The sequence below is a fragment of the Streptomyces sp. NBC_00005 genome, from assembly GCF_045160215.1.
GTDB lineage: Bacteria > Actinomycetota > Actinomycetes > Streptomycetales > Streptomycetaceae > Streptomyces.
The window spans coordinates 1,042,555-1,064,195 of sequence record NZ_CP108316.1 but is presented as its reverse complement, the minus strand read 5'-3'; the positions used below and the strand labels follow the sequence as shown (position 1 = coordinate 1,064,195).

Annotated in this window: 19 protein-coding genes, 2 pseudogenes and 1 riboswitch; of the genes and pseudogenes, 7 read left to right on the top strand and 14 right to left on the bottom strand. The window is 71.2% G+C overall.

Annotated features, from left to right (window positions below; all coding sequences use genetic code 11):
- Positions 1-174 precede the first annotated feature (174 nt).
- On the top strand, positions 175-2,142 hold the full coding sequence (locus OG303_RS05315; protein WP_405865235.1) for an RICIN domain-containing protein: 1,968 nt from the start codon (positions 175-177) through the stop codon (positions 2,140-2,142).
- Positions 2,143-2,147: 5 nt separating this feature from the next.
- Here the strand turns inward: OG303_RS05315 and OG303_RS05310 are convergent.
- A pseudogene (locus OG303_RS05310) lies at positions 2,148-2,537 on the bottom strand (hypothetical protein); the annotation flags it as partial.
- On the opposite strand from OG303_RS05310, the pseudogene OG303_RS05305 reads away from it, so the two are divergent.
- Positions 2,537-3,022 (top strand): annotated as a pseudogene (locus OG303_RS05305) (hypothetical protein); the annotation flags it as partial. The pseudogenes OG303_RS05310 and OG303_RS05305 overlap by 1 nt on opposite strands.
- On the opposite strand, the gene OG303_RS05300 reads toward OG303_RS05305, so the two are convergent.
- Together OG303_RS05300 and OG303_RS05295 are read right to left on the bottom strand one after the other, a co-directional pair.
- The gene (locus OG303_RS05300) at positions 3,023-3,880 is read right to left on the bottom strand and encodes a bifunctional 5,10-methylenetetrahydrofolate dehydrogenase/5,10-methenyltetrahydrofolate cyclohydrolase (RefSeq protein ID WP_405865233.1); all 858 of its coding nucleotides are present in this window, start codon (positions 3,878-3,880) and stop codon (positions 3,023-3,025) included.
- Between the two features lie 23 nt (positions 3,881-3,903).
- Positions 3,904-3,987, bottom strand: a riboswitch (ZMP/ZTP riboswitch).
- Between the two features lie 312 nt (positions 3,988-4,299).
- Positions 4,300-4,665, bottom strand: coding sequence for a nuclear transport factor 2 family protein (locus OG303_RS05295; RefSeq protein ID WP_405865231.1), 366 nt, complete (start codon positions 4,663-4,665; stop codon positions 4,300-4,302).
- A gap of 171 nt (positions 4,666-4,836) precedes the next feature.
- Between OG303_RS05295 and OG303_RS05290 the strand changes: the two genes are divergently transcribed.
- Positions 4,837-5,124, top strand: a complete 288-nt coding sequence (locus OG303_RS05290) for a hypothetical protein (protein WP_405865229.1) — start codon at positions 4,837-4,839, stop codon at positions 5,122-5,124.
- A 139-nt stretch (positions 5,125-5,263) separates the two neighbouring features.
- Here the strand turns inward: OG303_RS05290 and OG303_RS05285 are convergent, their stop codons facing one another.
- The 9 genes from OG303_RS05285 to OG303_RS05245 form a co-directional block, all read right to left on the bottom strand.
- Positions 5,264-6,526 carry a type III PLP-dependent enzyme gene (locus OG303_RS05285; protein WP_405865227.1) on the bottom strand — a complete coding sequence of 421 codons (1,263 nt, stop codon included), beginning with the start codon at positions 6,524-6,526 and terminating at the stop codon, positions 5,264-5,266.
- A complete protein-coding gene (locus tag OG303_RS05280; RefSeq protein ID WP_405865225.1) occupies positions 6,523-8,295 on the bottom strand; it encodes an IucA/IucC family protein in 1,773 nt (590 codons plus the stop codon). The genes OG303_RS05285 and OG303_RS05280 overlap by 4 nt, the downstream gene beginning before the upstream one ends.
- Entirely contained in the window at positions 8,295-9,509 is a 1,215-nt protein-coding gene (locus OG303_RS05275; protein ID WP_405865223.1) for an MFS transporter, read from the bottom strand. The genes OG303_RS05280 and OG303_RS05275 overlap by 1 nt, the downstream gene beginning before the upstream one ends.
- The gene (locus OG303_RS05270; RefSeq protein WP_405865221.1) at positions 9,506-11,212 is read right to left on the bottom strand and encodes an IucA/IucC family protein; all 1,707 of its coding nucleotides are present in this window, start codon (positions 11,210-11,212) and stop codon (positions 9,506-9,508) included. The genes OG303_RS05275 and OG303_RS05270 overlap by 4 nt, the downstream gene beginning before the upstream one ends.
- Positions 11,209-12,384: an acetyl-CoA carboxylase biotin carboxylase subunit family protein gene (locus tag OG303_RS05265; RefSeq protein ID WP_405865219.1), complete on the bottom strand. Its 1,176-nt coding sequence runs from the start codon at positions 12,382-12,384 to the stop codon at positions 11,209-11,211. The genes OG303_RS05270 and OG303_RS05265 overlap by 4 nt, the downstream gene beginning before the upstream one ends.
- Positions 12,385-12,467: 83 nt before the next feature.
- Positions 12,468-13,484: an ABC transporter substrate-binding protein gene (locus OG303_RS05260; RefSeq protein ID WP_405865217.1), complete on the bottom strand. Its 1,017-nt coding sequence runs from the start codon at positions 13,482-13,484 to the stop codon at positions 12,468-12,470.
- A 52-nt stretch (positions 13,485-13,536) separates the two neighbouring features.
- On the bottom strand, positions 13,537-14,352 hold the full coding sequence (locus OG303_RS05255; RefSeq protein WP_405865215.1) for an ABC transporter ATP-binding protein: 816 nt from the start codon (positions 14,350-14,352) through the stop codon (positions 13,537-13,539).
- A gap of 41 nt (positions 14,353-14,393) precedes the next feature.
- Positions 14,394-15,443 carry a FecCD family ABC transporter permease gene (locus OG303_RS05250; RefSeq protein ID WP_405865213.1) on the bottom strand — a complete coding sequence of 350 codons (1,050 nt, stop codon included), beginning with the start codon at positions 15,441-15,443 and terminating at the stop codon, positions 14,394-14,396.
- Complete coding sequence (locus tag OG303_RS05245; protein ID WP_405865211.1) at positions 15,440-16,465, bottom strand: FecCD family ABC transporter permease; 1,026 nt, start codon at positions 16,463-16,465, stop codon at positions 15,440-15,442. Before OG303_RS05245 ends, OG303_RS05250 begins: the two co-directional genes overlap by 4 nt.
- Before the next feature lie 174 nt (positions 16,466-16,639).
- Between OG303_RS05245 and OG303_RS05240 the strand changes: the two genes are divergently transcribed.
- The gene (locus OG303_RS05240; protein ID WP_405865209.1) at positions 16,640-17,485 is read left to right on the top strand and encodes a (2Fe-2S)-binding protein; all 846 of its coding nucleotides are present in this window, start codon (positions 16,640-16,642) and stop codon (positions 17,483-17,485) included.
- Between the two features lie 9 nt (positions 17,486-17,494).
- Here the strand turns inward: OG303_RS05240 and OG303_RS05235 are convergent, their stop codons facing one another.
- The gene (locus OG303_RS05235) at positions 17,495-19,249 is read right to left on the bottom strand and encodes an ABC transporter ATP-binding protein (RefSeq protein ID WP_405865207.1); all 1,755 of its coding nucleotides are present in this window, start codon (positions 19,247-19,249) and stop codon (positions 17,495-17,497) included.
- Positions 19,250-19,277: 28 nt separating this feature from the next.
- Entirely contained in the window at positions 19,278-19,538 is a 261-nt protein-coding gene (locus tag OG303_RS05230; RefSeq protein WP_405865205.1) for a hypothetical protein, read from the bottom strand.
- 27 nt (positions 19,539-19,565) lie between these two features.
- On the opposite strand from OG303_RS05230, the gene OG303_RS05225 reads away from it, so the two are divergent.
- The 3 genes from OG303_RS05225 to OG303_RS05215 all read left to right on the top strand — a co-directional run bounded on the left by OG303_RS05225 (position 19,566) and on the right by OG303_RS05215 (position 21,624).
- On the top strand, positions 19,566-19,817 hold the full coding sequence (locus OG303_RS05225; RefSeq protein ID WP_405865203.1) for a hypothetical protein: 252 nt from the start codon (positions 19,566-19,568) through the stop codon (positions 19,815-19,817).
- An 89-nt stretch (positions 19,818-19,906) separates the two neighbouring features.
- The gene (locus OG303_RS05220) at positions 19,907-20,995 is read left to right on the top strand and encodes an S-(hydroxymethyl)mycothiol dehydrogenase (RefSeq protein WP_405865201.1); all 1,089 of its coding nucleotides are present in this window, start codon (positions 19,907-19,909) and stop codon (positions 20,993-20,995) included.
- Positions 20,995-21,624, top strand: coding sequence for an MBL fold metallo-hydrolase (locus tag OG303_RS05215; RefSeq protein WP_405865199.1), 630 nt, complete (start codon positions 20,995-20,997; stop codon positions 21,622-21,624). The genes OG303_RS05220 and OG303_RS05215 overlap by 1 nt, the downstream gene beginning before the upstream one ends.
- The last annotated feature ends 17 nt before the right edge of the window (positions 21,625-21,641 follow it).

Genomic DNA, 21,641 nt, shown 5'->3' with positions numbered 1-21,641 from the left:
CGCCTGTCACATCCGTTGACTTCCCTCTCCTGGTGGCTCTACTTTCAGCGCGCGGCACGTTCGGTTTGTCGATCCTCGTTCGATATATCGAAAAAATGTGGGTCGAATGCGCTGACTGAACGCGTCGCCGAACACCTTGCCCCCCTTTGGGGTTCCCCCCGCCGAAGGAGCCGCATGTACCCCCCTCCGCGCTCGACCCGCAGAGGTCTCGTACGCCGCTGCAGAGCCGCCGCCGTACGCCTCCTCGCCCTCTCCCTGACCGCGGCCGCCGCACTGCTCTTCGCGACGCCCGGACCGGCGCAGGCGGCGACGACCCGTCAGATAGCCGTGCCCACCGCCCCGATGGGCTGGGCCTCCTGGAACAGCTTCGCCGCCAAGATCGACTACAACGTCATCAAGAAGCAGGTCGACGCGTTCGTCGCGGCGGGGCTGCCGGCGGCCGGATACAAGTACATCAACATCGACGAGGGCTGGTGGCAGGGCACCCGTGACAGTGGCGGCAACATCACTGTCGACACCAGTGAGTGGCCCGGCGGCATGAGCGCCATCGCCGACTACATCCACAGCAAGGGCCTCAAGGCCGGCATCTACACCGACGCCGGCAAGGACGGCTGCGGCTACTACTACCCGACCGGCCGACCCGCCGCGCCGGGCAGCGGCAGCGAGGGTCACTACGACCAGGACATGCTGCAGTTCTCCAAGTGGGGCTTCGACTTCGTCAAGGTCGACTGGTGCGGCGGCGACGCCGAAGGACTCGACGCGGCGTCGACGTACCAGTCGATCAGCGACGCGGTCACCAAGGCGACGGCCGCCACCGGCCGCCCGCTCACCCTGTCGATCTGCAACTGGGGCAAGCAGAACCCCTGGAACTGGGCACCGGGCCAGGCCCCGATGTGGCGCACCAGCACGGACATCATCTACTACGGCAACTCGCCGTCGATGACGAACCTGCTGTCCAACTTCGACCAGACCCTGCATCCCACGGCCCAGCACACCGGCTACTACAACGACCCGGACATGCTGATGGTCGGCATGGACGGCTTCACCGCCGCCCAGAACCGCACCCACATGAACCTGTGGGCCATCTCCGGCGCACCGCTCCTCGCGGGCAACGACCTGAGCACCATGACCTCCGAGACCGCGAACATCCTCAAGAACCCCGAGGTCGTCGCCGTTGACCAGGACCCACGCGGCCTCCAGGGCGTCAAGGTCGCCGAGGACACCACCGGACTGCAGGTGTACGGCAAGGTGCTCGCCGGCACCGGAAACCGTGCCGTCGCCCTCCTCAACCGCACCTCCTCCGCCCAGAACATCACCGTCCGCTGGTCCGACCTCGGCCTGACCAACGCGTCCGCGACCGTGCGTGACCTGTGGGCGCGTGCCAACGTCGGTAGCTACGGCACGAGTTACACCACCAGTGTTCCGGCGGGCGGCTCGGTCATGCTGACGGTCACCGGGGGGACGGAGGCGTCGAGCAGCACGTACACCGGCACGTCCAGCTTCAGCGGTGTGGTCGCCGGCAGCACCGGCGTCAAGGTCGTCGACGTGTCGTACACGAACAACACGTCCGCTGCCCGCACCGGCACCCTCAAGGTCAACGGCCAGGGCACCACGGCGGTTTCCTTCCCGCCGACCGGCTCCAGCCCGGGCACGATCTCCGTCCAGGTAGGCCTGTCCAAGGGTTCCACCAACTCGCTGACCTTCTCGGGCGCCCCGACCCTCGACTCGATCACGGTCAGACCCCAGCCCGGGACCAACGGCTCCCAGGTCGTCGGCAAGCAGTCCGGCCGCTGCCTCGACATCTACAACAACACCATCACCAACGGCACCCAGGCCGAGCTGTGGGACTGCAACGGCGGCCAGAACCAGGCCTGGACGTACACCTCCCGCAAGGAACTCGTGCTGTACGGCAACAAGTGCCTGGACGCCTACAACCTCGGCACGACCAACGGCACCCAGGTCGTCATCTGGGACTGCAACGGCCAGAACAACCAGAAGTGGAACGTCAACAGCGACGGCACCATCACCAATGTCAACGCGGGCCTCTGCCTGGACGCCTACAACAACGGAACCGCCAACGGCACTTCCATGGTGCTGTGGTCCTGCGGATCGGGCGACAACCAGAAGTGGACGCTGAACTAGCTGAATCAGCGGTGCCTGTTCGGCCCGTCCGGGAGCATCAGGGCGGGCCGGCAGACGCGTTGCGGTAGGTCGAACGCCGGTGACTCGCTGCGGATGCGGGGGAGCGCGACGAAATTGTGTCGCGGGGGCGGACAGGAGGTCGCCCACTCCAGGGAGCGTCCGTAGCCCCACGGGTCGTCGACCTCGACCTTCTCGCCGTATTTCGCGGTCTTCCAGACGTTGCAGAAGAAGGGCAGGAACGACATTCCGAGGAGGAACGAGAAGATCGTCGACACCGTGTTGAGGGTCGTCAGCCCTTCCACCGCCAGATAGTCCTGAATCCGGCGCTGCATTCCGTTCACGCCCAGCCAGTGCTGGACCAGTAAGGTGCCGTGGAAGCCGATGAACAGCGTCCAGGCCGGTCCTTTGCGACGAGGGCGGCGATCCGCACCTGGTCGAGGACGGCCATGTCGTCAGCAGGCAGACCTGTCCGCCGAGTTGGAGCGACGCGCCGCCGGAGTCTGCGCCACCGCACCAGGCGGCGCGACTGCAGGCGTACCTGCAGGAGGCCACGTACACCCACACCAAGCTGACCACCCGCGAACTCCTCTACGCCGTCGAGGTGTTGCTCGACCACTGGACCTTCGGCGCCCGCGAGTCCGCGACGCTCGCCCGGCTCCTGGCGGACGCCGAGGGGCTGCGGCCGGTCGGACAGGTGACCGACCGGCTCGGGCGGCGCGGCCAGGCGTAAGTGTACGAGGGGTCCGGCTACCGGCGGATGCTGAACATGGCCCCCACCACCGGTGCCGTCCTCGGCCTGGAGACCGTCCTCACCAAGGCCGAGCCCGAGTACGGCGTCAAGGCCGGCGACGTCGAGTCGTACAGCGCCTGGATGCGCTGATCACACCCCGAGCTGCCGGGCGGCGGCGTCCGCGGCTTCAACGGTCTGCTCCAGCAGCGTGGCGATCGTCATCGGACCGACACCGCCCGGCACCGGGGTGATGAGACCGGCCCGCTCCACGGCGGAGTCGAAGTCGACGTCACCGACGTTGCCGAGGTTGTAGCCGGCGTCGATCACGACGGCGCCGGGCTTGATGTCCTCGCCCCGGATCAGCCGCGGCCGCCCCACGGCGGCGACCACGATGTCCGCCTCCCGGACCACCGAGGACAGGTCCCGGGTACGGGAGTGGCAGTACGTCACCGTCGCGTCGCGGGCGAGCAGCAGCATGCCGACGGGCTTGCCGAGGATGGCGCTGCGGCCCACGACGACGGCCCGCTTGCCGGACGGGTCGACGTCGTACGCGTCGAGCAGCCGCATGATCCCGCCGGGCGTGCACGACACGAAGCCCGGCAGGCCGAAGCTCATCGTCGCGAAGGACGCGAAGGTGACGCCGTCGACGTCCTTCTCGGGCGCGATCGCCTCGAACGCGGCCCGCTCGTCGATGTGTTCACCCATCGGGTGCTGCAGCAGGATGCCGTGCACACCGGGGTCCTCGGACAGGTCGCGGAGTGTGCCGACGAGTTCCTCTGTGGTCGTGGTGGCGGGCAGCGCCACGTGGCGCGACTCGATGCCGGCCTTGCGGCAGCGGTTCTGCTTCATACGGACGTAGGTGACGGAGGCGGGGTCCTCGCCGACCAGCACCGTCGCCAGACAGGGCGCCTTTCCGGTGCGGTCGGTGACGTCGGCCGCCCGCTTGGCGGTGTCCTCGACGATGCGCCGGGCGAGCGAGGTGCCGTCCATGAGCCGGGCCTGAGACATGATCCACTCCTGGGCTGGTGTGACCGGATCGCCCAGGCGCACGGCATCGACTCTGCGTGGCCGCTCCCCGGTGGTACTCCACCTCAGCGCCAGTCACGGCCCGCCGTCAGATTAACCGATGCGCTACGACGGTCAGGAAGCGCTCGGACTCCGACGGGCCGCGGCGAGTGCCGGTGCGGCTCACCGATGCGGTGTGTGCCGCCTTCGAGCAGCACGCAGTGACGGAGGAAGCCGGTGGGACCGCGCCGCTCTCAGTACTGACCGCAGCAGGGCGACGGACGCCAGCCGACCTGCCGCGGAAGCCGGCCGTGGCCGCCGGGGCCGGGCCTGCCGTACCCGACCCAGCGTGGCACGGGCCGAGAAGGTCCAGGTCAACCGGGAACTGACCTGGACCCTCGCGACTCTGCCTCCTGCTCCTCCTACTCGTCCCATGCCTGGATCAGGAGCTCTTCGGTGATCTTGCCGTCGCGCAGCGTGATCATCGACTCGGTCACGACGCGCGTCCCGTCCGAGTACTGGCAGGACTGGCTGTAGGCGGCATGATCGCCCTGGATGATGCACTGGTCGACCTTGTGCGTCATGTCGCGGCTGTAGATGTCGGTGAACAGCGCGCCGATCTCGTCGCGACCGCGCAGGATCCTCGGCTCGCTGGGTTGTGTGTTGCGGTCGACGATGCGCACTTGCGCGTCGTCCGCGTAGAGCGACAGAAGATCTGCCGCCGTGTGTCCTTCGACGCTCCGGCGCAGTGTGTCGGCGCTGAAGGCAGGGGTTGCCGCGGTGCCCATGATGACCTCCTCGAGGGCAGCGACCCGATGAGGAGCGGGCCGCGAAGGGCCTCTCATCCGAGACTCCTCCGCCGCGGCAGGCTCGGCAAGCGCAGCCGGAGCGCTGCCCCTGATGGGTGAGTGGCGCCGGGTGCCCGTGTCCGCCGGAGGGCCGGTGACGTTGTGGGAAGCATGATCTCAACACGACGTATCGTTGCCGCCGTTGGTCTCGCCGCGGGTATCACCGCCCTCGCCGCCCCGATGGCGAGCGCGTCCGACTCGTCCATCCAGAACCAGGACGGATCTCAGCTCAACCCGATCAGCACGCTCGACTCGCTGGCCGCGACCGGCATCCCGGCGGAGCGCAGGGCCGAGGTTCCGCGGCCCTCCGAGCAGCTGAACCGCCTCAACAACCTCCCCCAGCTGGACAAGGTCGCCGACATGGCCGGCCCCGCGTCCGGCCTGCGAGGGGCCCTGTAGCAGGCCGACGCCGCATCGCACATCCCGTCGAAGGCCGCCCGGAACACCGGGCGGCCTTCGACTTTGCCACAAGCTGCTCACAGAGCCTCTGCTCACAGAGGCCCTGCTCAGAGAGTCTCCGCCTGTGGTGGACCGGCTTTCACATGGCGAACGCCGAGGTCCCGGACTCGGCGTCGAGGAAGTGGAAGCCGGGGCCGGGGTGCATCAGGAAGTCGTGGTGGGAGATGTTCCACGCGTAGGCACCCGCCAGCGAGAACACCACTCGGTCGCCGGCCCTGAGCCCGGGCACGGGCACCCGGCGGGCCAGGACGTCCTTCGGGGTGCACAGCTGCCCGGCCAGGGTGACCCTCCCCCGGACTTCGTCCAGGGGGACCCCCATCTCGCTTCGCTCGCCCTCGGCGGCCGAGCGCGGCCATGGGTGCGGCCAGTCCTCCGTTTTCCATACGGTGCAGGGCTGGTCGTGCCCCTTCGTGGCCGGGGTCCGCAGATGATGGGTCCCGCCCCGGACGACGGCGAACTCCTCGCCGTGGCTGCGCTTCACGTCCAGCACCTCGGTGGCGTACCACCCGCAGTACGCCGTCAACGCCCGCCCCGGCTCGATGCGCAGGGTGAGTCCGGGGTGTGCCTCGGTCAGGCGGGTGAGCCCGTGGCCGTACGCGGTCCAGTCGAAGCGGTTGTCCGGTTCGGTGTAGTCGACGGTCATGCCGCCGCCGACGTTCACCTCGGCGAGCGGAACACCGAGGCCCATGGCCCACGCCACGACGGACTCGGCCACCGCCAGCTGCTCCGCCGCCTCCAGTCCACTGGCCAAGTGCGCGTGGATGCCCCGCAGTTCGAGATGCGGATACGTGCCGTCGGAGAGGGCCCGGACAACCCGCACCGCCTGCTCCGGATCCAGGCCGAACGGTGTCGGACGACCTCCCATCGCCAGGGAACTCCCCGCCAACGACCCGTCCGCCACCGGCAGGTTGACCCGGGGCAGCACCGCGACCCGCCGCTGCGGCGACGCGAAGGCCCGCGCCAACTCGGCCAGCATGCGCAGCTCGTACTCGCTCTCCACGTGGAAGCGGTCGACTCCCAGCTCCAGCGCGGCCCGCACCTCGTCCGGAGTCTTGCCGGGCCCGCTGAACGCGAGGGCCCGTCCCGGCACCGCCTTGGCCACATGGGCGAGTTCACCGCCCGAGGACACCTCGTAGCCGTCCACGTACGGTCCGAGCGCGCCGAGGATCTCCGGCTCAGGGTTGGCCTTGGCGGCGTAGTACACCTCGACCCGCTCGGGAAGGGCCGCCCGGACGGCGGCGGCATGCGTGCGCAGGGCCGCCAAGTCGTAGACGTATGCGGGGAGTTCGGCCGACGACAGGGACAGGACGCGGTCGCGGACCGCCGGGGTCGGGTCGGTCATCGGGTGCTCCCCGTGGTGTCGCGCAGGATGTCCTCGGCGAGCGGGGACGGCAGCCGGACGTAGCCGGCCTCCCGGTCGGCCTTACGTTCCCAGCGGGTCAGCAGGTTGGCCTTGGCGGGCAGGGGCACCCCGGCGAGCAGGGCGGCGAGGCGGGGCGGGCAGCCGTCGCGGTCGGAGTACGCCTGGAGCGTGGCGCGCACCCGGGCCCACAGGGCGGCCTCCGTCTGCGGGTGCAGGTCGGCGAGGGCGGCGAGCAGCTCGGCGACGTGGTTGACGAGCAGGCAGTACACGACCCGGTCCCAGCCGCGCTGCGCGTCGTACGTCATCGGGCCCGCGACCTCGGGCGGGAGCGCGGCCAGCGTGTCGGCGTGGTGCTCGGGGACCAGCTTGGTGCCCTCCAGATCGCGGAAGAGGACCTGGGCGGGCATCCCGTCGGCGCCGACGCAGACCAGGACGTTCTGGAGGTGGGGTTCCAGGACCAGGCCGTGGTCGAAGTAGGCGGCCAGGACGGGAGGGAGCAGCAGGTCGAGATAGGCCGACCACCAGGCGAGGGTCGTCCGCACGTCCGCTCCGCCGAGGAGGCGGGAGATGTGGGCGGCACCGGTCGGGTACTCGTCGGCGACGGCCGCCGCGAGCAGCGGAACCGTGCCCGGCGCGAGGCGGCGCGGCAGGCCCTCGCGGACGATGACGCCGAAGCCCTCGAACAGCTCGCGGTCGGGAGTGCCGTCCGGGCCGGGCAGGGCGAGCGTGCGGTACGCCGGCTCGCGGAGCACGGCGCTGCCGGGGAAGCGCTCGGCCAGGTCCGCGAGTGCCGGGGCCAGGGCGCGGGTCAGCGCGACGGCGCCGGACAGCTCGTAACTGCTGTTCTTGCGCAGGCAGTTGGTGATCCGGACGTTCAGGCTGAACTTGAGGAAGGTCTCCCCGTCGTACAGGGTCCGCACCGACGCGGTGGCGGCGAAGGAGCGTCCGCCCGGGCCGAGGTCGAGGATGTCGCCGCGGTCGAGGGCGGCCCGTAGTACCGGGTGCGCGTGGAGCGTCTCGTACTGCCAGGGGTGGGCGGGCAGCAGCCGGTAGCCCTGCGGTACGTCCGTGCGCAGCCCGTCCAGCAGGATGCTCGCCGAGGGGTCCGCGGACTCCTCGGCGATCAGGTGGGAGCGGACGGCGAGGTGCCGCAGCCGGAAGGCGGCACCGACCTCCGGCGCGTACGCGGACCAGGCGCGCGGGTCGCCGGTGCGGGCCTTGGGCGTGGGGTGGAAACGGTGCCCGAACAGCAGCGACTGCTCGGAGGCCAGGTAGGCGGAGAGCCGGTCGTCCGGGAGGCGGACGGGGCGTGGAGCGCCCAGGGCGGTGGAGATGGCGCCGTGGCTGGAGGCGATCTGCTCCAGGAACTCCTCGTTGAGCACGCCGGTGCGCAGCGACAGTTCGTCGTGCGTGTACTCGGCCAGGCGCCGCCAGCTCACCTCCGACCAGCCCCCGTCGCTCTGTTCGCTCACGGGACCGGTGAACCGGTGGGCGCCGAGCAGCGACGTACGGCGCAGCGCGACGCGCAGCAGCACCCCACGGCGGGGCAGCCGCAGGAGGAGGTGGCCGTCAGCGACGACCGACTGGCGCTCGGGTCCCGACACCTCGCGCAGCAGGCAGTTGAGCAGCGTGTGGGCCACCGCGTCGTCGGCGGAGGGGAGTTCGGCGGGTGAGGCGGTGCTCCCGGGCGAGCGAAGCGAGATGGGGGTCCCCCCGGACGACGTCTGGGGGCGGGTCAGCGAGGGCATCAGCGGCTCCTGCGGGTGCGGTGGTTCATTGGGGGGACCTTCGAGGTCAGGAGGGTGGCGGCGACGGTGACGGCGGCGGCCGCGCTGCCGGTCAGCACGGGCGCGGCCGGGCCGAAGCGGGCGCTGCCCACCGCAGCGGCCACGCCGGCGGCGACCGCGCCGGCCTTGGAGAAGAACTCCAGCGAGCCGAACATCCCGCCCGGCGAGCGGCCCTTGGCGCAGTCGGCGGCCAGCACCGACAGGCAGACCAGGCCGAGGGTGAGGCCCACGCCCAGCAGCAGCCGTACGGCGATCAGTTCAGCCAGCGAACCGGCGACCCCGTGCCCGGCGAGACCGAGCGCGATGCAGGTGAAGCCGAGCGCGATCCCGGTCCGGGGGCGGCCCCGGAAGGCGGAGTGCACGGCCAGCGCCGACACCAGGTAGCACAGGTGGGGGAGGGCGAACAGCACGCCGGAGAGGGTCGGCGACGTGCCCGGGAGACGGTCGTCGACGAGGGCGATCAGATAGGGGAAGGAGATGACGGTGGAGAAGACGAAGGCGAACTCCAAGGCGTACAGGGCCTTGAGAGAGATCACCGGCGTCTCGTCCACGGCGTTCGTCGCGGGGACGGTCTCCAACTCCTGTGCGACAGACTCCGGTTCGGGCAGCGCTGCCAGCAATAGAGCGGCTGTGAGCGGCAGTACGGCGAGCAGGGCGTACTGGCGGTGCGGTGACAGCCAGCCGGACAGTGAGCCGACCACGATCGGTGCCACGACCAGGGCGGCACGCGCGCTGCCCTGCATCAGGGTGAGCGCCTTGGACAGAGCGGGACCCTCCAGGGCGGCGCCCAGGTACCCGTTGGACGCGGCGAAGGTGCCGCCCAGGATGCCCTGCAGGACGAGCGCGACCGTGAAGGTGGCCAGGGAGTCCGCCCAGCCCGCGAGCAGGAATGCCACGGCCAGCCCCAACTGCGCGCGCAGCAGCAGCCGTTTACGGCCGTAGCGGTCGGCGAGCCGCCCCCACAGTGGGGCGCCCAGCGCGCCGAACACGGTCGGGACGACGTACAGCACCCCCGCCCAGCGGGCCCCGCGGTCACCCAACTCCGGCAGGATCTCGGTGAGATACGGCGGCAGACCGAGCGCCGCGAACGACGCCACGAAGTAGCAGCCCGCCACCGCCTGCACATGCCCGCGGCTGAACGCGGACCCCGGCAGCCGCAAGGTCTCCGCGCTCATGCCGTGCCCCCGGCGGCCAGCAGGTAGTTGGGGCCGGTGGTGTAGTGCTTGTTGATGTCCGCGGCGCCCGAACGCTCCTTGGACAGCAGCGTGCCGGCCGTCACCATGGCCTTGACCGGCAACCGCGGCGCGTCGAGGACACGTGACCGCAGGACCGCTCCCGCGTCACCGCCGAGCCGGTCAAAGGCCTGTGCGAGCCTCTCGCGTACGAGACCCAACACCGCGTCCCGCTGCCGGGAGAGCCCGAACGCGTAGGCCCCCGCGCACAGATGGACCGTGATGGTGGCGAACACGTCGGCGACCGGCCCGTCCCCGTCGGTGAACGTCCGTGGGTCGTCGAACCCCCACGGCCCGGGCAGTACGGCCGACAGCCGTGAGGCGTTGATGCGGGGCCCGTCGTTGTCCTTGAACAGCAGCCGCACGCCGCCTGGCCCCAGCACGAGCGAGACGTTCTGCTGGTGCGACTCCAGGGCGATGCCGTAGCCGAACAGCGTGGTCTGCCAGTCGAACAGCAGCGTCAGGCAGGCATCCAGCAGGGCGAGCGGGTCGCCGCCGTAGAAGCGGTCGGCCAGGTGGTCGAGGACCGGCCGGTCGTCGGGCGCCTCGGCGAGGAGCGCGGCCAGCGGTACGACGACGGAGTCCTCGAGACCGGCCGGGAAGCGGCGGCACAGGACGGCCAGCAGCTCGTGCCCGGCGTGCGCGTACGTGGTCTCGTCGGCGTGCAGGATCGTGTCCCGGAAACGCGGCTCGCGCGCGATCACCGCCTCCAGCAGCCGCTGTCCCGCCGCGCCGTCGACGAGGGTGCCGGACTTGATGGAGCGCTTGTTGCGCAGGCCCAACGTGGCGGTGGCCAGGGGGAGTTTGAGGTGCAGGGACGGGTCCGCGGCCACCGCCACCGTGCGCATCGAGAGCGTCGGCACGACGTCGAGGTGAGCTTGCTCGGCGAGCAACGCCTGGCCCGCGAGGCCCGTGCTCCGCAGGGCCTCGTCGAGCGGCGCACCCACGGTCAACGGGTGGACGGGCAACGCCACATGGGTGTGCTCCACCTCGGGCAGACCGAGCCGCCCGGGCGTGGGCCACACCTCGGGGAGCGGGCCGGTCACGGTCAGCGCGTCGCGCGGCACGGCGAGCCAGCGCAGGGCGAAACTGGGATGGAACTCCGGTGCGTAGGCCCGCAGTTGCTGCTCGGTGAGGCCCGAGCGGCCGCGTGCGGTCGGGTAGACGGGATGGTCGAAGCGGGCGGCGAGCGTGTCGTACGCCAGACCCGTCCACCGGGCCGGATCGTCGCCGTAGAGGTCGGTGAGCCGCCTGCCGACGTCCTCCCGCGTGCGGGCGTGCAGCCGCATCGTGGCCAGCGTCTGCCGGCACTCCTCCGCGAACGCGTCGAAGCCGTCGCGGTCCACGGGCTCGGCGAGCTCGCGCAGCGCGCCGAGCACGGCGGCGTACGAGGTCAGCTCCAAGCCGTCCGACTCGCGCACCAGTTGGGGCAGTCGGGCCCGGTACTCGCACTGGTAGCCGTCCTCGGTGACGGGCAGCAGCAGGGCGTCCTCAACGGTGGTCGGCAGCCGCAGCCAGTCGCCGTCCGGCCGGTGCGCGAGCGTGCTGCGGGTGCGCAGGCCGACCACGTTCTCGCGCAGGAGGGCGCTGAGCACGCGGGTGAGCAGCTCCGCCTCGCAGGTGTCCGGCACGGTCGGCGCGATCACGACTGGATCTCCCAGCGCTGGGCGGTCAGGAAGTCGGCCGACACCCGGTCCACCGTCCGCTGGTCGGTGCCGACGGCCCGCAGGACGCCGAGGTAGTCGCGGTTAGTGCGGTACAACTCGTGCCGTTCGCCCACGGATCGCAGGGGACGGTACGTCAGATGCACGCCGTCGACGGTCGGTTCCGCGGCGGAGGGAGCCTCGGTCAGGGTTCCGGCCCGGTCGGCGCACGGGTACTCCAGGCGCGCGGCGCCGTCGCGACGGGCTCCCAGGTCGTCGCGGAGACGCTGGCCCAGGTGGGCGCGGAGCACGAGCTCGAAGAGCGGTATCTCCAGCAGCCGGGCCAGCAGCAGGTCGCACTGGTCGCCGATGGCACGGTAGTTGACCTCGATGATCCTGGCCCGTCCCGCGTGCACCACGAACTCGGTGTGACAGGCGCCGAACCCGACGCCCAGCGCGTCCAGTTGGGCGAGGACCTGGGCGACGACCGGCTCGGGGTGGGCCGGGACGAAGGTGAGGCTTTCCTCGATGAAGTACGGCGGGGGCGACAGCTCGGTGTGGAAGCCGCCCAGCACGTGGCGGACATGCCCGTCGCCGAGGGTCTCCAGGGTGTACAGCTCGCCCGGGAGGTACTCCTCGACGACCAGGACGGCACCCGGACGCCGATCGAGGATCTCCTTCGCGTGGGTCACGAGTTCGTCGGGGCCGTCGACGAGGACGACGTCCTCGCTGGCCACGCCCTCGCGCGGCTTGAGGACGCATGGGTACGGCGCGTCCTTTGGCGCGACCGGCTCCGTGAGCTCGGCGGACCACACGGTGTCCACGCCGGCGGTGGCGAGCCGGCGCCGCATCTCCGCCTTGTCCTTGGTGCGCAGCGCGGCCCGCCAGTCCTTGGCGGGGAGGTCGAAGTAGGCGGCGGCCAGGGCGGCCTGGGCCTGGAGGTGGTCGCTGTTGGTGAAGACGGCGTCGGGGCGGTGGTGCGTCGAGATCCGGGTGATCACCGCCCGGTGGTCGCGGACGTCGCACTCCAGGACCTCGATGTCCGGGTGGGTGCGACGGTGGGCCTCGGGCCGGTCGGTGAGGACGGTGACGTCCAGGCCCAGCCGGGCGGCGGCGGGCAGGAAGCCCTCACTGACGGAGTCGGTCGGATTGAGGGCAAGCAGGTACAGGCGCATGGCTTTGGAACAACTTCCGCTGATCGGTGGGGGGTTGGGGGCGGGCCGCGCTCGTGGTGCGGCCCACCCCGAAAGAGCGGGAGTTACTTCTTCGGGAGCTCCACGCCGGTGGCCTTCGCCACGTCCTTGAGCATCTGCTCCGCGGCCTGGACACCGATGCCGGACATCCACGTCTCGTCCGGGACCTCGTGGACCTTGCCGTCCTTGACGGCCGCGAGGGACTTCCACACCGGGTTGGACGTGACCTGCTTCTTCTGGGTCTTGTCGTCGACGTCGGCGGAGGTGACGAAGATCAGGTCGGCGTCGGCCTGGTCGATCTCCTCCGGGCTGACGTCCTTCATGGTGACGTCGGGGTCGTTCGACACCTGGGACTTGGGCCGCTTGAAGCCGATGTCGTTGAGGACGACACCGCTGTAGGAGTTGGACTGGTAGAGGCGGGTCGGACCGGCGATGAAGCGGACCACGGACGCCGTCGGCATGGTGCCGCCGTCCTTCTTCTTGATGGCCTCACCCAGCGCCTTGGCCTGCGTCTCGTAAACCTTGAGCTTCGCCGCGGCCTCCTTCTCCAGACCCAGCGCCTCGGCGTGGACCTTCAGGTTCTCCTTCCAGACACCGCCGGTGGTCTCCGTGAACACGGTCGGGGCGATGGCGCTGAGCTTGTCGTAGACCTTCTCGTGCCGGACCTTCGACGACAGGATCAGATCGGGCTTGAGTGAGGCGATCTTCTCCAGGTTGGGCTCCAGGAGCGGGCCGACGTCGGCCGTGCCGTTCAACTCGCCCTTCAGATACGTCGGGAAGCCGCCCTCGGTCTTGAAGTGCGGGGCGACCGCGCCGACCGGGTCGATGCCGAGCAGGGTGACGTCGTCCAGTTCACCGGTGTCGAGCACGACGACGCGCTTCGGCTTCGAGGGGATCTTGACGTTGCCCATCACGGTCTTGAGGGTGCGCGGGAAGCCGGCCGACGTCGAGCCCGAGGCCTTCGTGGTGTCGGCGTCGGACTTCTCACTGCCGCAGGCGGCCAGCACGGCCGTACCGAGCACGACGGAGAGCAGCACGGCGAGGAGCCGGCCGATTCCGCGCAGGGGAGAGCGCTTGAACATGGGGGGTTGGTCTTTCTGGTAGGGGAGTTGTGACTGGTGGTGGTGTGACGGGTCAGGCGGACGCGGCCGGTTGTCGTGCGCCGCTGCTCTTCGGGACGACCAGCGGGGTGCCGGTCTCCGGGTCGGGGATCACCCGGCAGTCCACGTCGAACACGGACCTGACCAGGTCCGCGTCGAGGACGTCGGCCGGGGCGCCGGCGGCGGCGAGGCGGCCGTCCTTGAGGACCACCATGTGGTCCGCGTAACGGGCGGCCTGTCCGAGGTCGTGCAGCACCATCACCACGGTGCGGCCCGCCTCGGCGTGCAGGGCGGCGACCAGGTCGAGGACGTCGAGCTGGTGCCGCAGGTCGAGGAAGGTGGTCGGTTCGTCCAGCAGCAGCAGCTCGGTGTCCTGGGCCAACGCCAGGGCGATCCAGGCGCGTTGGCGCTGACCGCCGGACAACTGGTCGACGGGCTGGTCACGCAGGACCGCCGTACCGGTGCGCTCCAGGGCCTCGTCCACCGCCTGCTGGTCGGCGGCCGACCAGGGGCTCAGCAGCCGCTGGTGCGGATACCGGCCCAGGCGTACGAGAGCCTCGACGGTGATCGCCTCGGGCGTGACGGGCTGCTGGGGCAGCAGTCCCATCCGGCGGGCGAGCGTCCGCGCGGACATGCGGTGGATGTCCGCGCCGTCCAACGTGACGCTGCCGGCCGACGGGGCGAGCAGCCGGCTCAGTCCACGCAACAGGGTCGACTTTCCACAGGCGTTGGGCCCGACGATCGCGGTGACGGCGCCTCCCGGCAGCGTCAGGTCGAGTCCGCCGACGACGAGCCGTTCGCCGTAGCGCAGGTCGAGGCCCCGCGTGGAGAGCTGGTTGCCGGTGGTCATGTGCGGCTCCTGACGCGCTTCTTCGGTACTGCGGACTCCGGTCATGCGTGGCTCCTGCGGACGGGCGAGCTCTGCCGGAACATCAGCACCAGCAGCCAGGGCGCGCCCAGCGTGGCGGTGACCGCACCCACCGGCAGCCCCTCGATCGGCAGCAGGTGCTGCACGACGAGGTCGGAGGCGAGCAGCAGCACCGCTCCCGTGAGTCCGGCGAGCCCGAGGGACGCGGCCGTCGGCGGGCCGGTGACGAAGCGCACGATGTGCGGCACGGCGAGCGCCACGAAGGTCACCGGACCGGCGACCGCGGCGGCGAGCGACGCCAATGCGACCGCGACGAACAGGAGTTGGAGACGCGCCGTGGACGAGTTGAGGCCGAGGGCGCCCGCCGAGTCGTCCCCGAGGTCCAGCACGGCCAGCCGGCGGTGCAGGACGAGGGCGACGGCGAGCATCAGGGCCATGGCTCCGGCGGCCCCCCACACCTCCGGCCACGTCCGCCCGTACACCGACCCCGTGGTCCACTGCAGCGCCGACCCGGCGAGTTCGGCCGGGAAACGCACGATCATCAGGTTCACGGCGGCGGCCAGTCCTGCCTGCACGGCGAGCCCGGTGAGCACGAGCCGGGTGACGGCGAGCCCCGACCGCCAGGCGAACACGCCAAGGAGCAGCGCCGCGAGCAGACCGCCGCCCAGCGCCCCGACCGGGATCAGCGTCTGCGAGGCCCCGGCGGCGATCAGCGCGACCGCGCCCAGCGAGGCCCCGCCTGTCACGCCCATGACATCCGGAGATGCCAGGGGATTGCGGAACAGCCGTTGCAGCACACAGCCCGCCGCGCCGAGGCCGGCACCGGCGACGATCGCCGCCACGGACCTGGGCGCCCGGAACTGCTGCACCACCAGCACGTCCCCCGGATCCCCGAGCCCGATCAGCGCACGTAGCGCCGTGGCCGCGGGCATCCGCATCTCACCCGTCGTCAGGGACACGGTGAGCAGCACGAACAGTGCGAGGAGACCGGACGCGGCGAACACCAGGACACGGCGCCGCACCCGGACACGGGACGAGGACGTCGTACGGACGGACACGACCGTGCCGGTCATCGGGCCACCTTCCGGGCCAGCAGCGCCAGCAGGGGCGCGCCCAGGAACGCCGTCACGATGCCGACCTCCAGTTCCGAGGGGCGGATCACCATCCGGCCGAGGATGTCGGCCGTGAGCAGCAGCAGCGGTCCGGCGATCAGGCAGCCGGGCACCAGCAGCCGGTGGTCCGCGCCGAGCAGGGGACGTACGAGATGGGGCGCGGCGAGGCCGATGAAGGCGATCGGTCCGGCCACGGCGACCGCCGAACCGGCGAGCAGGACCACCGCGATGCCGCCGGCCAGCCGGATCCGGGCCACCGGCACTCCGAGGGCCTGGGCCGAATCGTCGCCCAGGGCAAGGGCGTTGAGCGCGGGGGAGACGGCCAGGGCGACCACCAGCCCGAGCAGCAGGGTCGGCAGCACCGGCCACAGCACGTCGAGCGGGCGGCCGGAGAGGGATCCGGCCAGCCAGAAGCGGGCCTCGTCGAGGGTGCGCTGGTTCATCAGCATCACCGCCGACGTCCAGGACAGCAGCACGAGTTGGAGCACGGTGCCGCCGAGCGCGAGCCGCAGGGGATCGATGTCCCCGGCGCGGCGGGCCAGCGCCTGCGCGAACACGGCGGCGGACGCCGCACCGGCGAGCGCGAACCACACATACTGCGCAGGGTCGTTGAGCTTCAGCGCGAAGATCGCGACGACCACCGCGAAACCGGCGCCCGCGTTGATGCCGAGGGTGGTCGGCGAGGCGAGCGGGTTGCGGGTGATGCCCTGGGCCACGGCCCCGGCGACCCCGAGCGCGGCCCCGACCGCGAGGCCGATGACGGTACGCGGCAGCCGCAGTCCGGTCACCACCAGCGCGTCCCGGCCATGGCTGTGGCCGAACAGCGCGTCGGACACCGTGGACAGGGGCACCGACCGGGCGCCGAGGGCGAGGCTCAGGGCGGTGCAGAGCGCGAGGGCGCCCAGTCCGGCGAGGAACAGGGGGAGCTGTCTGAGGGCAGGGAAGGGCACACCGGTGGGTGCGGCCCGTTCGGTCGCGGTCACAAGCCGTGAGCTTAGGCTAGCCTTCCTTTAGTTTTCAAATGGCTGTGGAACGACTTTGACAGGGGGTTTCGTGATCGCGGACCGCGGAGGGCCTGCAGATCAATCTCACCAGGCGTGAAGTAAGGTAAGCCTTGCCTGTCTGGCTGTCTTTGAACTTCCTGTGCTGGAGCGCCCATGTCCGTGGCTCTGAAGACCCCGTCCGCCGGTGCCGTCACGCATGCCCTCGGCGGTGTCTACCAGAGACTGGCCGACGTGTGCGAAGCGCTGACCGTGCGGGTCGTGGAGCCGGGTGACGAGACGGCTCAAACCGGTGTCACCGCGGCCGAGTTGGGGTCGGATCCGGCCGCGCTCGACGCCTTCGTCGACGCCGAGGCGGCCCGCATCCAGGCCCGCTACGAGATCGCCGTGCGCCGTGACGTCGCCGCCTCGCGCGCCCTGCACGACTACGCCTGGACCCTCGGTGTGCTGATGGGCGGCACCTGGTACCTCGAACGGCGCGTGCCCCGGATCCGCCCCGAGGACCTGCGGCTGGATCTCGACACCGGTACGTACGCGCTCTCACCCGGCACCGAGCTCGCCTGCCTGTCCGGCGACCGGGTCGCTGCGCTTCCGGGGGTGCTGACGCTCCCTCATGAGGAGCAGCTGCGGGCCGCGTTGCGCATGGCGGTGGCCGATCACATGCGCCCGCTGCTGGCCGCGATCGGCCCCACCGCACGCCGCGGGGCGCGCTCCCTGTGGGGGATGGTCGCCGACGATCTAGTGTCCGGCATCTGGTATCTCGGGCGGATGCTGGGTCAGGAGGCAGACGCCGTGAGTGCCGCCACCGAAGTGCTGCCGATCGGCGTGCCCCCGTACCCGGCCGGCGCCGACTTCCGGTACCTGGTGGGCGACGACGGCCGACGGCACGCCACGCGCACGCGTGCCGGATGCTGCATGTTCTATGCGATCCGGCCCGCCGAGGCCTGCGGGACCTGCCCCCGCACCGGCGACGCGGAGCGACTGCGCCGACTGGAGGGCTGAGGGCCGGGGTCAGCCGGCCGTCGCCAGGAACTGCGTGGCGGCCAGCTCGGCGTACAGCGGGTCGCCGGCGACCAGTTCGCGATGGGTCCCCACCGCACGGACCCGGCCCGCGTCCATGACCACGATCCGGTCGGCCATCGTCACCGTGGACAGCCGGTGGGCGACCACGAGGACCGTCGTCGTACGGGCGACATCGGCGACGGTGTCCCGCAGCGCCGCCTCGTTGACCGCGTCGAGCTGCGAGGTGGCCTCGTCGAGCAGCAGCAGCCGTGGCCGGCGCAGCAGTGCGCGGGCGATCGCGACCCGCTGCCGCTCGCCGCCGGACAGTTTGGTGCCGCGGTGTCCCACCAGCGTGTCGAGAGCCTTCGGCAGCCGAGCGACGAGGCCGTCCAGGCGGGTCGTCTTGAGCACGCGCGTGAGGGCGTCGTCGTCCGCGTCCGGGTTGCCCAGCAGCAGATTGTCCCGCAGCGACCCCGACAGCACCGGGGCGTCCTGCTCCACGTACCCGATCGCCGACCGGAGTTGGGACAACTCCCAGTCGTGCAGGCCGCGTCCGTCGAGGGTGATGGTGCCGGACTCGGGGTCGTAGAACCGCTCGATGAGGGAGAAGACCGTGGTCTTGCCCGCGCCGGACGGGCCGACGAACGCCGTCATCCCGCGGGCCGGCACGGCGAACGTCACCCCGTGGTGGACGTACGGCAGGTCGTCGGCGTACCGGAAGCGGACGTCGTCGAAGGTGAGTTGGGCCGGTTCAGCGCCGGCGGACGGCAACGGGGCGGGCAGGTCCGCCGGCTCGGACGGCAGACTCAGCGCCTCCTGGATGCGGGCGAGGGCGGCTGCACCCGTCTGGTACTGGGTGATCGCGCCGACCACCTGCTGGATCGGGGACATGAGATAGAAGACGTACAGCAGGAACGCGACCAGTGTGCCGACCTGGATGGCGCCGGTCGCCACCCGCGCCCCGCCCACCGCGAGCACCGTGATGAACGCGATCTGCATCGCGAGACCGGCCGTATTGCCCGCCGCGGCCGACCACTTGGCGGCCCGTACGCTCTGCCGCCACGACTCCTCCGCGGCCTCGTGCAGCGTCTGCTCCTCCCGGTGCTCGGCGCCGGACGCCTTCACCGTGCGCAGCGCGCCGAGGATCCGCTCCAGCGAGGCGCCCATCACGCCGACCGCGTCCTGCGCCTGCCGGCTGGCCCGGTTGATGCGCGGCACGATCACCCCGAGGACCGTGCCCGCGCACAGGATCACGACGAGGGTGACCCCGAGCAGCACCGGATCCACCAGACCCATCATCACCACCGTCGCGACGAGCGTGAGCCCGCCCGTGCCCAGGCCGACCAGCGAGTCGGTGGTCACCTCGCGCAGCAGGGTGGTGTCCGAGGTGATGCGGGCCATCAGGTCGCCGGGTTCGCTGCGGTCCACCGCCGGGATCCGCAGCCTGAGCAGATACGACGACAGGGCGCGCCGCGCGCCGAGCACCACGGACTCCGCGGTGCGCCGCAGCACGTACGAACCGAGCGCGCCCACCGCGGCGTTGGTGACCACCAGTCCCGACATGGCCAGCAACGCGCCGGTGATGGTCCGGTCGTGCGAGAGGTCGTCGATCAACCCCTTGGCCACCAGCGGCAGCAGCAGCCCGGTGGCCCCGGTGACCAGCGACAGCAGCGCGCCGGTCAGCAGGGCCCACCGATGCGGTCGTACGTAGGCGAGGAGCAGCCGCCAGGCAGGCGGGTGGGTCTCGGTGTCTGCGATGCTCACGGCGCTCCTCGGCAGTCGTGCGGAGCATTCAGGCTACGTCGGCCGCCGCCCCGAGGAGTGGCCGGTCGAGGGCGGTCGACAGCGTGAACGCCCCGGGCAGGCACTCCCGGACCATCCGCACCAGTACGTCCGACGGCCCCAGTTCGAGCCAGGTCGTGGTTCCGTCGCGGTGCAGCCGGTCGACCGCGTCCGCGCAGCGCACCGGGTCACCTACCTCCCACACCCAGAACTCCGCTTCGGTCGCCTCGGCGCCGACGGGCGCGACGGGCGCGACGGGCGCGGCGGTCACGGCGGACCCGAGCGGGATCCGCGGGACGTGGCGGACCTGGACCTGACCGTCCTGTACGGCGTCACGATCGCGCCCTTCGACGAGATCGGCCTGCGCACGGCCGTCCTCGCGGCGGACCACGCGGACGTGGTGCTGATCGAGCCCGGCCTGCCCGGCACCTCGGCCCGGCAGGTCGCCGAGACCCTGGTGCACGTGCCGCATCGGCTGCTCACCCTCGGCGGGGCGGACGGGCTCGACGAGCAGGTCGTCGCCCGGGTCGTGCGGGAGTTCTTGCGGTGAGCGGCGGCGCCGGACCGCCGTCACCGTTACTGATCAGTTACCCGTAGGGTCGGAGGGAGGGACATCTGCCGACGAAAGGGTTCAACACCATGGCGCAGGAAGTACGCGGCGTGATCGCACCGGGCAAGGGCGAGCCGGTGCGGGTGGAGACGATCGTCGTGCCCGATCCCGGGCCAGGCGAGGCCGTGGTGAAGATCCAGGCCTGCGGGGTCTGTCACACCGACCTGCACTACAAGCAAGGCGGCATCAGCGACGACTTCCCCTTCCTGCTCGGTCATGAGGCCGCGGGCGTGGTGGAGGCGGTGGGCGAGGGCGTCACCGACGTCGCGCCCGGTGACTTCGTGATCCTCAACTGGCGTGCGGTGTGCGGGAACTGCCGGGCCTGTCTGCGTGGACGCCCCTGGTACTGCTTCAACACCCACAACGCCGGGCAGAAGATGACCCTCGCCTCGACCGGGCAGGAACTCTCCCCGGCGCTGGGCATCGGGGCGTTCGCGGACAAGACGCTGGTCGCCGCGGGGCAGTGCACGAAGGTCGACCCGAGCGTGGCCCCGCAGGTCGCCGGGCTGCTGGGCTGCGGGGTGATGGCCGGCATCGGCGCGGCCATCAACACCGGCAACGTCGGCCGGGGCGACACGGTCGCGGTCATCGGCTGCGGTGGCGTCGGCGATGCGGCCGTCGCCGGGGCGAACCTGGCCGGCGCGGCGAAGATCATCGCCGTGGACATCGACGACCGCAAGCTGGAGACCGCCCGCTCGATGGGCGCCACCCACACCGTCAACTCGCGCGAGAACGACCCGGTGGAGGCGATCCGCGAACTGACCGGCGGCTTCGGCGCCGACGTGGTCATCGAGGCGGTCGGCCGCCCGGAAACCTACAAGCAGGCCTTCTACGCCCGCGACCTGGCCGGCACCGTCGTCCTGGTCGGCGTGCCGACCCCGGAGATGAAGCTGGAACTGCCGCTGCTGGACGTCTTCGGACGCGGCGGCGCGCTGAAGTCCTCCTGGTACGGCGACTGCCTGCCCTCCCGCGACTTCCCCATGCTCATCGACCTGCACCTCCAAGGCCGCCTGGACCTCGGGGCGTTCGTCACCGAGACCATCCAACTCACCGACGTGGAGAAGGCGTTCGAGCGGATGCACCACGGCGACGTACTGCGCTCGGTGGTGATGCTGTGATGGCCGCACGCATCGAACACCTCGTCACCTCCGGCACCTTCAGCCTGGACGGCGGCACCTGGGAGGTGGACAACAACGTGTGGATCGTCGGCGACGACCACGAGGTCATCGTCATCGACGCGGCCCACGACGCCGACGCCATCGCCGAAGCCGTCGGCGACCGCCGCCTGACGGCCATCGTGTGCACCCACGCCCACAACGACCACATCGACGCCGCACCCGCCCTCGCCGACCGCACCGGCGCCACCATCTGGCTGCACCCCGACGACCTGCCGCTGTGGAAGCAGACCCACCCCGACCGGGACCCCGACGCCCACCTGGTCGACGGCCAGGTCATCGAGGCCGCGGGCGCCGACCTCACCGTGCTGCACACTCCCGGGCACGCGCCGGGCGCCGTCTGCCTCTACGACCCCGCACTGGCCACGGTCTTCACCGGCGACACCCTCTTCCAGGGCGGCCCCGGCGCGACCGGCCGCTCCTACTCCCACTTCCCGACGATCATCGACTCGATCCGCGAGCGCCTGCTCACCCTCCCGCCCGACACCAAAGTCCTTACGGGCCACGGCGATTCGACCACCATCGGCGCCGAGGCCCCGCACTTGGAGAAATGGATCGCTCGTGGCCATTGAGCGCTCCTAGGATCACG

Bases quoted from the DNA above. Each gene is read 5' to 3' on its own strand.
- OG303_RS05255 (WP_405865215.1), bottom strand. From the start codon at position 14,352: ATGACCACCGGCAACCAGCTCTCCACGCGGGGCCTCGACCTGCGCTAC.
- OG303_RS05295 (WP_405865231.1), bottom strand. From the start codon at position 4,665: ATGGGCACCGCGGCAACCCCTGCCTTCAGCGCCGACACACTGCGCCGG.
- OG303_RS05315 (WP_405865235.1), top strand. From the start codon at position 175: ATGTACCCCCCTCCGCGCTCGACCCGCAGAGGTCTCGTACGCCGCTGC.
- OG303_RS05215 (WP_405865199.1), top strand. From the start codon at position 20,995: ATGGCCGCACGCATCGAACACCTCGTCACCTCCGGCACCTTCAGCCTG.
- OG303_RS05260 (WP_405865217.1), bottom strand. From the start codon at position 13,484: ATGTTCAAGCGCTCTCCCCTGCGCGGAATCGGCCGGCTCCTCGCCGTG.
- OG303_RS05275 (WP_405865223.1), bottom strand. From the start codon at position 9,509: ATGAGCGCGGAGACCTTGCGGCTGCCGGGGTCCGCGTTCAGCCGCGGG.
- OG303_RS05285 (WP_405865227.1), bottom strand. From the start codon at position 6,526: ATGACCGACCCGACCCCGGCGGTCCGCGACCGCGTCCTGTCCCTGTCG.
- OG303_RS05300 (WP_405865233.1), bottom strand. From the start codon at position 3,880: ATGTCTCAGGCCCGGCTCATGGACGGCACCTCGCTCGCCCGGCGCATC.
- OG303_RS05240 (WP_405865209.1), top strand. From the start codon at position 16,640: ATGTCCGTGGCTCTGAAGACCCCGTCCGCCGGTGCCGTCACGCATGCC.
- OG303_RS05280 (WP_405865225.1), bottom strand. From the start codon at position 8,295: ATGCCCTCGCTGACCCGCCCCCAGACGTCGTCCGGGGGGACCCCCATC.
- OG303_RS05220 (WP_405865201.1), top strand. From the start codon at position 19,907: ATGGCGCAGGAAGTACGCGGCGTGATCGCACCGGGCAAGGGCGAGCCG.
- OG303_RS05290 (WP_405865229.1), top strand. From the start codon at position 4,837: ATGATCTCAACACGACGTATCGTTGCCGCCGTTGGTCTCGCCGCGGGT.
- OG303_RS05250 (WP_405865213.1), bottom strand. From the start codon at position 15,443: ATGACCGGCACGGTCGTGTCCGTCCGTACGACGTCCTCGTCCCGTGTC.
- OG303_RS05265 (WP_405865219.1), bottom strand. From the start codon at position 12,384: ATGCGCCTGTACCTGCTTGCCCTCAATCCGACCGACTCCGTCAGTGAG.